The sequence below is a fragment of the Actinospica durhamensis genome (genome assembly GCF_018139695.1).
GTDB classification, from domain to species: Bacteria; Actinomycetota; Actinomycetes; order Streptomycetales; family Catenulisporaceae; genus Actinospica; species Actinospica durhamensis.
This window is the reverse complement of record NZ_JAGSOG010000241.1, coordinates 1-13671: the sequence shown is the minus strand read 5'-3', so window position 1 is coordinate 13671 and position 13671 is coordinate 1. Positions and strand designations below refer to the sequence as shown.

Here is a 13671-nt window from a genome sequence, read left to right as displayed (position 1 = left end):
GGTCAGCACGTGGGCGAGCGCGGCCATGCGGCCGGGTATCGCCCAGTAGTAGACCCAGGTGCCCCGCCGCTCGCAGTCGATCAGGCCCGCCTCGCGCAGCACCTTGAGGTGGTGGCTGATGGTCGGGCCGGTCAGGTTGTACGCGGGGGTCAGGTCGCACACGCACACCTCGCCGCTCGGGGCGCTGGCGATCTGCGAGAGCAGCTGCAGGCGGACCGGATCGCCGAGTGCCTTGAACGCGGGGGCGAGGTCTTTCGCCTGTTCGGCCGAGAGGGCGGCCTCGCTCAGCGGCGTGCAGCACACGGCGTCCGCCATCGGGAGTTCGACGACCGCGCTCGCGCTTTGCTTCGACATGCCTCTATGTTGACAGATCTCGAAACAGGCGGCAAGCTGAGGCTTGTTTCGAAGAACGTCTACACAAGGAGCGGGCGGGCGATGAACACGCAGGACAAGCGGGCCGACGCCGCTGGCCTGGCCGAGGCGACGCCAGCTGCCTCCGGCGGCTGTTGCGCCCCCGCCACGACGCGAGACGTGCGCATTGAGGCACCCGTAGCTGCGGCGCCGTGCTGCGGGACGGGTGAGCAGGCCGCGGCCGAGGGCTCGTGCTGCGGCACGTCGGCAAAGGCTGACGCGCTCGTCGACGGGGCGACCTGCTGCTCCTGACGGGCCGCGGGCTACAAGGGCACGAACACAGCGAAGGAGAACACGGATGAGCGAGAACGAGCAGCAAGCGGTGCTTCCGGTCGTGGTGATCGGGGCCGGTCCGGTCGGGCTGGCCGCGGCAGCCCACCTGGCCGAGCGGGGGCTGGAGTACGTGGTGCTCGAGTCCGGTGCCGAACCGGCCGCGGCGGTGCGGGCATGGGGGCACGTGCGGCTGTTCAGCCCGTGGCGCTTCAACATCGACGCGGCCGCGCGGCGGCTGCTCGAAGCCTCGGGCGGCTGGAGCGAGCCGGACCTCGACGTCCTACCGACCGGCCACGAGCTCGTCGAGGCCTACCTCGCGCCGCTCGCGAAGCTGCCCGGGCTCGCCTCGCGCCTGCGCTTCGGCCAGCGTGTCACGGCGATCACCCGCGTCGGCATCGACCGGGTACGCTCGGCTGGGCGTGAGAACGTCCCGTTCCTCCTGCGCGTCGAGGGCGAGAACGGCGAATACCGGCTGCGCGCTGGCGCGGTGATCGACGCCTCCGGCACCTGGTATACCCCGAACGTCCTGGGCGGCGACGGACTGCCCGCCATCGGTGAGAGCGCCGCAGGCGAGTTCGTCACCCACGCGCTGCCCGACGTGTTCGGCACCGACCGTGCCACCTTCGCCGGATGCCGCGTCCTGGTGGCCGGCGCCGGGCACTCGGCGACCAACACCCTGCTCGCGCTCGCACAGCTGGCCGAGGACGAGCCCGAAACCACGCTCGTGTGGGCGATCCGCGGCACAGTCGGGCAGCGGGTGTTCGGCGGGGGAGAGGCCGACCAGCTCCCGGCCCGCGGCGAACTCGGCTCACGTCTCAAGACCCTCGTCGATGCAGGCCGCGTCGAGCTGCTGACCGGATTCAACATCGAATCCGTCCAGACCACGGCGGGTCGCGTCACCGTGCGCGCGCTCGACGGGCGAGAGGTGACGGCCGAGCGGATCGTCGCGGCCACCGGCTTCCGCCCCGACCACACCCTCGCGACCGAGCTGCGCCTGGACCTGGACCCGATCCTCGGCTCCACCGCTGCGCTCGCCCCGCTGATCGACCCGAACGAGCACTCCTGCGGCACCGTCCCCCCGCACGGCGAAGCCGAACTCGTTCACCCCGAGCCCGGCTATTACATCGCGGGCATGAAGTCCTACGGCCGCGCCCCGACGTTCCTGATGGCCACCGGCTACGAGCAGGTCCGCTCCGTCACCGCGTTCCTCGCCGGCGACCTCGACGCCGCCCGCGAGGTCCAGCTCGACCTGCCCGAGACCGGCGTGTGCTCCGCCAACCCGGAGGACTCCGCGGGCGGCGGCAGCTGCTGCGGCGGCCCGGTGACCGTCTCGATCGGACTGGGCACCGGCATCGCCGGAGGGCTACTGGCCACCCCGCTCCCGGTTCTGGAGCCGGCCACAAGAAACGCGGCGTGCTGCTGAACGAAGCCCGCACGGGCGCCCCGGCCGGCACGCCCGGCCGGGGCGCCCGCCCGAACGCGACCGTGCCGGCTACCGCTGGCGCCTGGTGGCCGCGCTCGCGCTTTCGCAGACCGTCGGCTACGGCGCGCTCTACATTGCTTCTCCGTCTTCCTCACCCCTCCGCCGGGCGCTGCACGTGAGCACCACCGCCGTGACCGGAGCGATGACCTGCTGGCCGCTGGCCGGAGCATCGTTCGGCGTGTCGGTCGGACGCTGGCTCGACCGACACGGCGGCAGAGCCCTGATGAGCGTCGTTCGGTGCTCGCCACCGCGCTCGTGCTGGCCTGGTCGCGGGTGACGAGCGCGGCCGCGCTCCACGCGGTGTGGATCGCCCTGGGCGTGGTCAGCGCGGCGGTGCTCTACGAAGTGGCGCTCCCCGTCGTCGTGTCCTGGTTCGACGCCGGGTCGCGGGCGAAGGCGCTGCTCGCGGGTGACAGTGATGGCCGGATTCGCATCGAGCATCTTCCTTCCGCTATCCGGTTGGCTCAACGACGCCTACGGCTGGCGCGAGGCCATCGCGATCCTCGCGGTCGCGCACAGGCTCGTGGCCATCCCCCTGCACCTGCTCGAGCGCAAGAGTCCAGATTCCCAGGCGCGGGCACGGGCCCAGGCCGACGAACCGATGACGGTGGACGACGGGACCGTCATCATCCGGGCCGCGGTGCGTCACTGGGAGTTCTGGCTCTTCGCTGCGTCCTTCGTCGTCGAAGCCTGCGCGCTCGTGGCAGTCGGTGTGCTGCGGGTGGCGATGCCCCGGGCGCTCACCCGGGTTCGCCGCGACGACGGCCGGAGCGCTCGGCGTGCTCTCCGTCACCGGCCGGCTGGTGAGCACCGTGGCGACCAGGCGCATGTCCACCGGCGCGATAACCGCGGCGGTCTTCCTGGTCCAGGCACTCGGCGCGGCGATGCTCCCGTTCACCTTGATGGCTCGACGAACGGCGTGATCGCTTGTGTGCCGGCCTTCGGGCGCGGCTTGGGCGTGCCGACCAACGCCCGTCCGGCGCTGTTGGCCGAACGCTACGGCACCACCGCGTACGCCACCCTCTCCGCGGCCTGGGTGTGCCGTTGACCGTCGTCAAAGCCCTGGTGCCGCTCGGAGCAGTGCTGCTGTGGCACGCCTCCGGGCTGGCCGCGACGCTCGATGTAGCAGCACTCTGCTACACCCTCGGAGCGCTGGGACTCCTGGCGGCCGAGTACCTCTCGGCGCGCACGCAGGGCGCGTCCGTTACAGCGTGAGCCAGCCGTGTTCGCCGGCCTTCGCGGCGATCTCGAAGCCGCTGCACCCCTGCAGGCGCTCGGAGATGGCGGCCATGACGCGCCGCACCGTGCGCATGCTCAGGCACAGGCGCTTCGCGACGACCTGGTCCGTCGCGCGCTGGGCCAGCAGGCGAAGAAATTCCCGCCCCTGCGCGGTCGCGCCGTCCGCCCGCTCGGGTTCGGCGCCCAGCGGCGTCGCGCCCGCCCACATCAGGTCGACTGCGCCGTGACGGAGTGAGCCGAACGACGGCGGAACTCTGAATCGGACTGACCACGGCAGCTGGCGGGATCCAAGGCGCATGTCGGCCGGCGGCGAGCCAGCGGCCATGGCGGGTCGATGAGGGTAAAATATGCTGGACGCGGTAACTATATGCGGGCCGTAAGGGGGCTGAACCGCCGCTCCACTCGAATCCGCGTCAACTCGCAGCCACAGCGTCAGGAAGGGTGCTGACGGCGGATCAGCTAACCCAGCGGCATAGCTGAACTGGATCTATTCGAAGCTCGGCGGAGACGATGCCCGGGGACCGCCTCCAAATCTGACCGCTTCCCCGGCAAGGAAGCGCTCACCCGGGGAGGCGAAACTGCGAGGCGTGGAGGACGACTCGTGCGATGACCGGTGTTGAGCGGCGTTGACCGGTGTTCGTGTAGCTTGACATGAGCGCTTCCTACCGTGAATTTGACGACTTTCCACCAGGATCCTCGGCAGCACGGCACGGTCGAGGCGGTACATCGTCGCAAAAATATACAGAAAGGGCCTGACCTGCCCTTTTCCTCCAGTCGTTCCCGTCTGGCAAGCCGTCAGCGAGCGCTTCCGGCGGCTGGAGGATGTGGAGCAATCGATGGAGCGGCGGAGAAACGTGAATCCGCAGTTCAGGGGCATTTTGGGATCGACGCCCTAGGTAAACGAAATAGCGCCCTAGGTGACCCTAGGGCGCTGACCTGCGAAAACAGTGGACGATACTGGGATTGAACCAGTGACCTCTTCCGTGTCAGGGAATCGGTCACGAATGTGATTGCGGCTCCGGGCTGGGATTCGCCGGTCGCACAATGTCGTGACCTGCGAAGTTTTCGAAAATATCCCATTTGAGGCGTAGTCGCCGTGATGGTGATTGATCCCTTTTGCAGGAGTCCGTGACGCTCCCTTCCTCCATCAAACGTGGAGCACGGCTCGACGCCTCATCGCTGGATGGCCGGCATGGTAACAATTCGGCCTCGCGAATCGACCATGATTGCGCATAAATATGTCCAACCCTCTGACCTGCTGAGACTTGAGAAATCGGTTCGAGTCGACGGATTGTCATATTTCGCTGAGGGGCACGAAGCGCGACTCATGAGGAATTATGAGCCTTGTCGGCGCCCACTGCGCTAGAGATTCGGAAGCGCTCATTTTGAGTGATTCCGAATTACGCCCTGAGTGATTCCCAGGCGGCGATATTTATGCAGAGCTAGTGCCGTATCAGGCTACGTTCGCCCGGTCGGGTTCGTTCGACCAGGTGGCTTGGCGTCCGGGCCCTGATCCGTGAGACTGGGCCGGTGGCCGAGCGTGTCAGGGTGCGTGAGATCGACGATGACGAGGGAAAACGCCTGGTGCGCATCGTGCGCCGGGGCACCGGGTCGGTGGTGACCTGGCGGCGGGCGCAGATGGTGCTGCTGTCCGCGCAGAACATGGACGTCGCCGGCATCGCGCGGGTCGCGTTCACCAGTGAGGACCACGTGCGCGATGTGATCCACAACTTCAACGCGGACGGGTTCGACTCCCTCTACCCGCGCTACCGCGGCGGGCGTCCGCCGAAGTTCACCCTCCCGCAGCGCCGGGAGATCAAGAAGATCGCCAAGACCAAGCCGGCCGAGCACGGCCTGCCGTTCTCGACCTGGAGCCTGGCCAAGCTGGCAGACCTCCTGGTCGCCGAGGGGGTGGTCGACGACATCAGCCACGAGGGCCTGCGCATCCTGCTCCGCGAGGAAGGCGTCACGTTTCAACGCCTGAAGACGTGGAAAGGCTCGACCGACCCGGAGTTCAAACAGAAGAAAGCCCGGATCGAGCGCCTGTATGCGATCGCCGACGGCGAGGCCGAGCCGCGTGACGGCGAACCCGAGATCGTGATCTGCATCGACGAGTTCGGTCCGCTCAACCTGCAACCGCGCCCGGGCCGGGCATGGGCCGCGATCAGCGGAAACGCGAAGGAACCCGGCCGCGAGCCGAGGCCGCGCCTGCGCGCGACCTACCACCGCACCGGCGGCGTGCGCCACCTGTTCGCCGCCTACGACCTCGGCCGCGACCGACTCTACGGGCACATCCGGCCGAGAAAGACCCGCACCCGGTTCCTCGAGTTCTGCAGGTACGTGCGCAGCCTCTACCCGCGCGAGATGCGCATGGCGATCATCGTAGACAACTTCTCCCCACACCTGAGCACCCGGCGTGACCAGAGGGTCGGGACGTGGGCGAAGGCGAACAACGTCGAGTTCGCCTACACCCCGACCAACAGCTCCTGGCTCAACCGGATAGAAGCCCAGTTCACCGCCCTGCGCTACTTCGCCCTCGACGGCACCGACCACCGCACCCACCAGGAACAGGGCAGCATGATCCGCCGCTACATCGCCTGGCGGAACCGCAACGCGGAAAACCGCGAACTACGGCGCATCGTCAGTCGGGTGAACGTAGCCTGATACGGCACTAGCCGCTACGTCCGACACGGCTGGGCTCTCGTGGCTACGGCATTAGCGGGGACGGTGAGTCTCAGCCAGCGGCCACCCGCAACTCCAGGCGATGACCTCGGCGGCGGCCATTGTGTGCGGTGCTGCATGGGATGCTGGTTCGAACGGACGGCGAGTTCGACGGCGCGCAAGTTCCGGTCGATGACAGGCCTCCTGATGCCGGAACGGCTGAGCCTACGGCGAAGGCGTCTCTTGTCGCTGCGATCTGTGCCGCGGGGGCGGTGGCCGTGTACCGGGCCGGGCGGCGGGTGTGGACCGCCCGCCGGCCGCATCGGTGTCGGGGCACGTGCGCGCCGCGCAGCCCATGCGCCGGGACTGGTTCCGCACCCGCGTGTTCCACTCCGCCACCGAAGACGCCGGACTCGGATGGTCCCCGCAGTCCACGAGCTGCGTCACGCCTCCGCCTCCTGGGCACTGGCGGGCGGGGCGACGGTCGAGCCGTTGCGCGCCACCTAGGCCAGGTCTCCCGGCGCGCGGTCGAACGCTACCTGCAGTCGCACGGTGGGCAGGCTCAGGCACAGGCACAGGCGCTTGGCGACGACCTGGTCCGTCGTGCGCTCGGCCAGCAGGCGAAGAAATTTTCCGCTCCTGCGCAGTCGCGCCGTCCGCCCGCTCGGGTTCGGCGCCCAGCGGCGTAGCGCCCGCCCACATCAGGTCGAACAGCGCGGTGACGGAGTGAGTCGAACGACGGCGGAACTCTGACACGGATTGACCACGGCAGCTGGCCGGATTCAAGGCGCATGTCGGCCGGCGGCGAGCCAACGGCCATGTCGGGTCGGCCAAGACGAAGTATGCTGGATGTGGTAATTATATACGTCCTGCAAGCGGGCTGAACCGCCGCCCCACTCGGATCGGCGTCAACTCGCAGCCCCAGCATCAGGAAGGCTGCTGACGGCGGATCAGCCGACCCAGTGACATAGCTGAGCTGGACCTTTTCGACACTCGGCGGGGACCGTGCCTGGAGACCACCTCCGAACCTGACCGCTTCCCCAGCAAGGGAAGCGCTCAACCGCGGAGGCGAAGCTGCCGGCCGTGAAGAACGACTCGTGCAGTGGGCGGCGTTGGCCGGTGTTCGCGTCGCTTGACGCGAGCGCTTCCTGCCGCGAATTCGACCTGTTCCCACTACGATCCTCGCCGGTGCAGCGGTGAAAGACCCTGTCCGAATCGCAAGTTTATGCCAAGTAGCCCTGAGCTGGCCTTTTCCTCCCGACTCTTCCATCTGATAAGCCGTCAGGGAGTGCTTCCGTCGCTGGAGGGTGTGGAGCAGTCGATGGAGCGGCGGAAAGGCGTGAAACCACAGGTCAGGGGCATCCTATGTTCGACACCCTAGGTAAACGAAACAGCGCCCTAGGTAATCCTAGGGCGCTGACCTGCGAAGACGGTGGACGATACTGGGATTGAACCAGTGACCTCTTCCGTGTCAGGGAAGCGCTCTCCCGCTGAGCTAATCGTCCGGGGATTCTGGATCACTCCAGAACAACCAGAGCGGACGACGGGATTTGAACCCGCGACCCTCACCTTGGCAAGGTGATGCTCTACCACTGAGCCACGTCCGCATGTTGCTTCGGGTTTTTCGCTTTCGCGTTGCTCCCTGGCGACGAGTAAGACTCTAGCGGATCCTGGGGGTGGATTGCACATCCGGCGTTCACCTGGGCTTTCGGCCGTGTCGCTGGGCCGGACGAGTGAATGGGTGAGCGGGTCAGGGCGCGGGTCGTCCGGAGGCGGGCGGGGGGCGCCTACGCTGCGTCAGCATGACCAGCCTGACTACTCCGAAAGAGACCGGGCGCGGCGCGGACATTCCGGCGCCGCGTGGCGGACAGGGCGTGCGCCTGCTGGTGCTGGGCGCCGACGAGGATGCGCGGCTGCTCCGGGAGCAGGTGGTGGCCGCGGGGTACGAACTGGCCCAGCGCTACTCGGCGCGGGTCTCGCACGTCGCCTACGGCGCGGGCGTGGACCCCGGGGACACCCGGTACGCCAAGATCCGCGACGCGGGCCTCACGCCGCAGCCGATCTCGGCCTGCGCGGCGGCGCTGGGGCTCGCTCCGGCGCCGACGGTGCCCGCGCCCGCGAAGGGCGAGTCCGCGTCGGTGAAGGCCAGGACCGAGCCCGCGCCTGCCAGGGCCGAGTCCGAGCCCGAGGTGCAGGAGCCGCAGGTCGAGTCCGAGCCGGAGTCCGGCGACTTCTTCGAGGACGACGACCTGCTGGACGAGCCGGGCGGCCCGGATCCGCTGGCCTACCCGCCGCTGCCGGAGGAGTCGGCGGATTCGGTCGAGCAGGAAGAGATCCGGGCGTTCCGGTTCGAGGACTCGGATGTGGACGTGGATGTGGACCTGGATGTCGAGGTCCACGTGGACGTGGATGCGGAAGTCGCTGCGGAGGCCGACGACGACGCTGACGCAGAGGGCGACGACGCGGTGGCGCTGGCAAGCGCCATGATCGGGGCGGATCCGTGGCCGGGGCCGGCGCAGGCGGAGCGGGTGCCGGAGGCGGAGCAGGAGGCTGAGACGCACGAGTCGGCCGCGGTCGAGGAGGCGGAGGGCGACGGGTTCGACTTCGCGCTCGAGGACGTGGCCGGCGCCGAGGCGCCCGCGGCGCAGCACGGGCCGCGGACGGTCGTGTTCTCCTTCGTCTGGGCGCTGGTCCCGCTGGTCAGCTTCGGGCTGCTCACGCCGGTCGTGTTCGGCTACGCGGCGGTGCGGACCCGCTCGCGGCTGTACGCGGCCGCGACGCTGGGGTACGCCCTGGCGGTGGTGCTGGCCTTCGCGCTCTCGGCGACGCATCCGCAGGCCGGGTCGGTGGCGCACGGGTCGGACGGGCTGCTCACCTTCGCTCTGGCCCTGTCCTGGCTGGGCGGCACCGGGCACGCGCTCAGTGCGCGGCCCCGGGTGTTCGGCGTCGGGCGGGCGTCGGCCGCGGCCGACGAACCGGCCTCCGGGGAAGCGGTCGGGGCCGGGCCGGTCGCGGGCGACTGACGGCCGACTGACGGCGGCCTGTCAGGCGACTGACGTTAGGGTTCGCAGGGCCGGGACATGGTCGTGTCAAGATCGGCACACGCGGGGCGCAGGGCCCTGGGAACAGGGCCCTGACCTGCGCTTGCGTCACGGCAGGCGGGCGGCGTCCGGAGGGTGGCGGACCGGCGCGTCCGGGGGCGCGAACGTGCTTCCGCCGCGCTCCCGGGACGCTAGCCCTGGAGGCTCGGCCGATGTCACGATTACCGGCATGGGGTCTAGCACCGGGACACCGGTCAACATGCTCACGCTCCAGATCCTGCCCGCCGGCTCGGAACGCTATTTCGACGGCAGCAGGCCCGTCACCATAGGCCGGGACACCACCGCGGACGTGGTGGTGCTCGACTCCTCCACCTCGCGCCAGCACGCCGTGCTGCGGCTCGAGGGCACCCGCTGGGTGTTCGAGGACCGGGGCTCGGCGAACGGCAGTTTCCTGGACGGGCAGCGGATCGGGCGGCTGCCGGTGGACCGGCCGATGATCGTGGCGCTCGGGTCGGACAACGGCGGCTGCCGGATCCGGCTGGTGCCCCCGACACCGGGCCGGGACAACGATCCACACACCCCGACCGTGCCGGTCTTCGCGGGCGCGAGCACCGCGCCGGGCACCTTCACCGGCACCTACCGCACCTCCTCCCGGGTCCGGATCGGGCGCGCCCTGGACAACGACATCGTGGTCGACGACCTGCTCGTCTCCCGGCACCACGCCGAGCTGCGCACCGCGCACGACGGCGCGTTCGAGCTGGTCGACCTCGGCAGCCACAACGGCACCTACGTGGACGGGCGGCGGGTCAACGGCCGACTCAGACTGCGCGAGGGCGCGCTGGTGGCGGTGGGGCACACGCTGCTGCGGCTGCAGCACGGCACGCTCGAGGAGTACGTGGACGCGGGCGAGGCCTCGTTCGCGGCGCTCGGGCTGAGCGTCAACGCGGGTCGCAAGGTGCTGCTCGACGAGGTCAGCTTCGCGCTCGAGGGCGGGCAGTTCCTGGCCGTGCTCGGGCCCACCGGCGCCGGCAAGTCCACCCTGCTCAAGGCCCTGACGGGGGCGCGCCCAGCCGACCGCGGCTCGGTGCTCTACAACGGGCGCGACGTCTACGGCTCCTACGCCGAACTGCGCAACCGCATCGGCTACGTCCCGCAGGACGACATCCTGCACCCGGAGCTGACCGTCAAGGCCGCGCTGGACTACGCCGCGCGGCTGCGCTTCCCGCCGGACGTGCCGGCCGACGAGCGCTCGGCCCGGGTGCAGGAGGTGATGACCGAGCTCGGCCTCGACCAGCGGGCCGAGGTGCGGGTGGCCGCGCTCTCCGGCGGCCAGCGCAAGCGCACCTCGGTGGCGATCGAGCTGCTCACCCGGCCCTCGCTGCTGATCCTGGACGAGCCGACCTCGGGCCTTGACCCGGGGTACGAGAAGAGCGTCATGCAGCTGCTGCGCGACCTCGGCGACGGCGGCCGGACCGTGCTCACGGTCACCCACTCGATTCAGAGCCTTGATCTGTGTGATCGAATACTGTTCCTGGCGCCGGGCGGCCAGACGGCCTACTTCGGGCCGCCCGCGCGCACGCTGGGCTACTTCGAACAGCCCGGCTATCCGGAGGTCTTCCAGCAGCTGGACCGGGCCGCGGTGGGCACGGCCAAGGCGACCTTCGCCGACTCGGACATCCAGCGCGAGTACGTGGCCGAACCGCTGGCGGCCCAGCGCGACCGGATGCAGCTGGCCACGGCGAATCCCGAGGCCCCGCGCCGCAATCCGCACGCCTGGCGGCAACTCGGCACCCTGATGCGCCGGTACCTGGCCCTGATCTCCGCCGACAAACGCAATACCCTGCTTCTGTTCGCACAGGCGCCGGTGCTCGGGCTGCTCATGCTCGCCGCGTTCGGCAAGGACAACCTGGTGCCCGGCTCGGCCGGGGCCGCGGCCAACTCCACCACGGTGCTGCTCGCGCTCACCCTGGCCGCGAGCTACCTCGGCGCGGCCAACTCGATCCGCGAGATCGTCAAGGAACGCCCGATCCTGACCAGGGAACGCTCGGTGGGCCAGTCCACCGCGGCCTACATCCTCAGCAAAGCCCTGATCCTCGGTGTGATCACCGTGGTCGAGTCCTTCGTGCTGACCTTCCTGGCGCTGCTGCGCCAGGGCGGGCCGGCGCACGGGGCGCTGCTGGTCGACGGGAAGCTGGAGGTGGCCGTCGGGGTCTCGCTGGCCGGGCTGAGCGCGATGGCCCTCGGCCTGATGGTCTCGGCGATGTCCAGCAACGCCGACAAGGTCATGACGATCCTGCCGGTGATCCTGTTCGCCCAGTTCGTGCTGAGCGGCTCGGCCTTCCCGGTGCGCGGCACGCCCGGGCTGGACCAGGTCTCGTACCTCTCCAGCGCCCGCTGGGGCTACTCGGCCACGGCCGCGTCGGTGAACCTGGACAAGCTGCTGCAGGACGGCTGCAACGGCCAGCACTCGCCCACCGGGGCGGTCATGCAGAGCCAGTGCGACCCCGCGCACGCGCCGACGAAGCGGGCCTGGACCGAGGACGTGGCGCTGCTCGGCGGCCTGGCCCTGGTGGAGTTGATCGGCGCCGGGTTCGCGATCCGGCCGATCGGCCGCCCGCGCCGGAAATAGCCCGGCCGGGCGTTCGTCACAGCCAGCCGCGATCCCGGGCGGCCGCCCCGGCCTGGAACCGCGTGGTCACGCCAAGCTCCTGCAACAGGGCGCTGATACGGCGCTGGGTGGTGCGGGCGGACCAGCCGAGGGCGCGGGAGAGCGCCTCGTCGGTGAGCCCGGCCGCGAGCAGGCTCAGCAGGGCCCTGGTCCGCTCGTCCGGCTGGTCGGTCTGGTCGGGGGAGCGGCGCGGCCCGGCCACCAGCGGCACCGCGTGCGACCATTCGTGCTCGAACAGGGCGGACAAGGCCTGCAGCAGGGCGCAGGAGCGGATCACGAACGCGCTCTCCCCGCCGTCGGCCGCGATCGGCAGCACGGCCAGGGCCTCGTCCGCGAGCACCAGCTTGACCGGCAGGTTGGCCCGCACCCTGGCCTGCTCCCCGGACGACGCCCCGGGCAGCACGTCGTCCTGGAACCGGCCCGGCCAGGCCAGCGCCTCGCGGCTGTAGACGGTGCGGTAGGACAGCTCGTCCCGGCGCCGGACCTGAGCCGCGGGCCCGCCGGGGCGCTGCGGGTAAGGCGGCCGGTCGAAGCAGCGCACCTGGCGCTGGGCGGCGTCGTAGAGCCGGCTGATCCGCAGCGCCACCGCCGCGCCGCCGCTGACCACCTCGATCGCGGCGCCGTCGTCCTGGGTGGCCCCGGCGTCCCGGAACAGCTGGGTGAGCCGGTGCATCTCGGTCTTGGCCGCGCTCAGCCGCTCCTCCTGGCGCCCGATCAGCTCGCCGAGCGCCACGTCGGGCGCGGCGGCCTCGTACCGGGGCGGCCGGCCGTGGCGCACCGCGAGGCCGTCCTGCACCAGCCGCAGCAGCACGCCCGCGGTCTGCGTCTCGGTCATCCCGCAGTCCGCGGCCAGCCGCGCCGCGTCCGCCCCCGGCCTGGTCATCAGCGCCTGGTAGACCGTGATCTCGCGGCTGGACAGGCCGACCGCCTCGAGCATCTTCCCCCTCCTCCACACCCGCGTCGCGGGCGAGCATACGACATTCGCGCCCCGTTTCCGCGCCTTACATGAGTGTCCGCACGACGCGCTCGAAGAAAAGGTCGCACGCGTCCTCGTCGAACCACAGCGATTCGCTCACCACGACCAGATCCACATCCATCCGCCGTCCCCACCTGCGGTCGAGCGGCAGCAGCCGCACGGTGAGGTCGAACGGCGCACTGGGCCGGCCGAGCTCGCGTTCGAGCCGCTTCACGGTCTTGCCCACGGTGTTGGCCGTCGCCTGGCGTACGTGCATGCGCTTGTAGAACTCCGTGTAGCGCGCCTGGATCCACTCGCGGGCCTCGTCGGCCACCGCGTCGTACAGGGCCCTGAGATCGGTGCCAGGCTCGGGCCGCACCGGCTGCGGCACCAGGCCGTCCGGCGTCATGAACCGCCTCCCGGACCCGGACAGTACGGCCTTGTCCCACCACCGGACCCACGCCTCGGCCGCGTCCGCCGTCGCGTGCGGGGCGAGCTCGGCGCGGCGCGGCACCGCCGGGGCCAGCGGCGGCAGCGGGTAGTCCGTCGGCGCCGCGAGACCGGCCGCGTCGCGCACGTACATCAGGGTGGTGAGGTTATGGTCCGGGCCGCCGCTGCGCACCGACCAGTTCGAGGACGACAGGTCGTGTCTCATAGTTCGACGATAGGCTTCCGATTCAGCGGGTGGAAGAACTGCGCGGCGAGGCGGAGGCCACTGCCGGCAGCGTGTCCTGGTAGACGTCCTGGGCCAGCTGGGTCAGCGCGTTGGCCGCCTGCGAGGGGTTGAGCTTGGCGATGGGGATCTGCAGCACGAAGGTGCGGTTGCCGTCCGCCATCACCAGTTCGGTCTCGCCCTCCGTCGCGGTGGCGGTGGCGGTGGCCGTGGCCGAAGGTGTCGGGGCGGCCGAGCCCGACGCGCCGGGGGAGGGCGTCATCGTGC

10 protein-coding genes, 2 tRNA genes and 1 pseudogene are annotated in these 13671 nt (G+C 70.2%); 6 read left to right on the top strand and 7 right to left on the bottom strand.

The window, feature by feature from the left end:
• The coding region (locus KDL01_RS31920) for an ArsR/SmtB family transcription factor (RefSeq protein ID WP_212532388.1) at positions 1-354 on the bottom strand (354 nt) is incomplete at its 3' end.
• Positions 355-709: 355 nt separating this feature from the next.
• On the opposite strand from KDL01_RS31920, the gene KDL01_RS31915 reads away from it, so the two are divergent.
• The 3 genes from KDL01_RS31915 to KDL01_RS31905 all read left to right on the top strand — a co-directional run bounded on the left by KDL01_RS31915 (position 710) and on the right by KDL01_RS31905 (position 3382).
• The gene (locus tag KDL01_RS31915; protein WP_212532387.1) at positions 710-2107 is read left to right on the top strand and encodes an FAD-dependent oxidoreductase; all 1398 of its coding nucleotides are present in this window, start codon (positions 710-712) and stop codon (positions 2105-2107) included.
• 469 nt (positions 2108-2576) lie between these two features.
• Complete coding sequence (locus KDL01_RS31910) at positions 2577-3215, top strand: MFS transporter (RefSeq protein WP_212532386.1); 639 nt, start codon at positions 2577-2579, stop codon at positions 3213-3215.
• Positions 3212-3382 (top strand): hypothetical protein, encoded by a 171-nt coding sequence (locus tag KDL01_RS31905; protein WP_212532385.1) that lies wholly within the window; start codon positions 3212-3214, stop codon positions 3380-3382. Before KDL01_RS31910 ends, KDL01_RS31905 begins: the two co-directional genes overlap by 4 nt.
• Here KDL01_RS31905 and KDL01_RS31900 read toward each other — a convergent pair.
• Complete coding sequence (locus tag KDL01_RS31900; protein ID WP_212532384.1) at positions 3372-3731, bottom strand: helix-turn-helix domain-containing protein; 360 nt, start codon at positions 3729-3731, stop codon at positions 3372-3374. The genes KDL01_RS31905 and KDL01_RS31900 overlap by 11 nt on opposite strands.
• A 1205-nt stretch (positions 3732-4936) precedes the next feature.
• On the opposite strand from KDL01_RS31900, the gene KDL01_RS31895 reads away from it, so the two are divergent.
• Positions 4937-6070: an IS630 family transposase gene (locus KDL01_RS31895; protein ID WP_307846710.1), complete on the top strand. Its 1134-nt coding sequence runs from the start codon at positions 4937-4939 to the stop codon at positions 6068-6070.
• A 1430-nt stretch (positions 6071-7500) separates the two neighbouring features.
• Here the strand turns inward: KDL01_RS31895 and KDL01_RS31890 are convergent.
• Positions 7501-7572: transfer RNA gene (locus KDL01_RS31890), tRNA-Val, on the bottom strand.
• A 30-nt stretch (positions 7573-7602) separates the two neighbouring features.
• Positions 7603-7674: transfer RNA gene (locus tag KDL01_RS31885), tRNA-Gly, on the bottom strand.
• A 195-nt stretch (positions 7675-7869) separates the two neighbouring features.
• On the opposite strand from KDL01_RS31885, the gene KDL01_RS31880 reads away from it, so the two are divergent.
• Both KDL01_RS31880 and KDL01_RS31875 read left to right on the top strand, forming a co-directional pair.
• A complete protein-coding gene (locus KDL01_RS31880; RefSeq protein ID WP_212532383.1) occupies positions 7870-9090 on the top strand; it encodes a hypothetical protein in 1221 nt (406 codons plus the stop codon).
• A gap of 247 nt (positions 9091-9337) precedes the next feature.
• A complete protein-coding gene (locus tag KDL01_RS31875) occupies positions 9338-11737 on the top strand; it encodes an FHA domain-containing protein (RefSeq protein ID WP_212532382.1) in 2400 nt (799 codons plus the stop codon).
• Between the two features lie 16 nt (positions 11738-11753).
• Here the strand turns inward: KDL01_RS31875 and KDL01_RS31870 are convergent, their stop codons facing one another.
• From KDL01_RS31870 to KDL01_RS31860, 3 genes and pseudogenes are all read right to left on the bottom strand, one after another.
• Entirely contained in the window at positions 11754-12713 is a 960-nt protein-coding gene (locus KDL01_RS31870; protein ID WP_212532381.1) for a TrmB family transcriptional regulator, read from the bottom strand.
• 64 nt (positions 12714-12777) lie between these two features.
• Entirely contained in the window at positions 12778-13386 is a 609-nt protein-coding gene (locus KDL01_RS31865; protein WP_212532380.1) for a hypothetical protein, read from the bottom strand.
• Between the two features lie 22 nt (positions 13387-13408).
• Positions 13409-13671 (bottom strand): annotated as a pseudogene (locus KDL01_RS31860) (hypothetical protein); the annotation flags it as partial.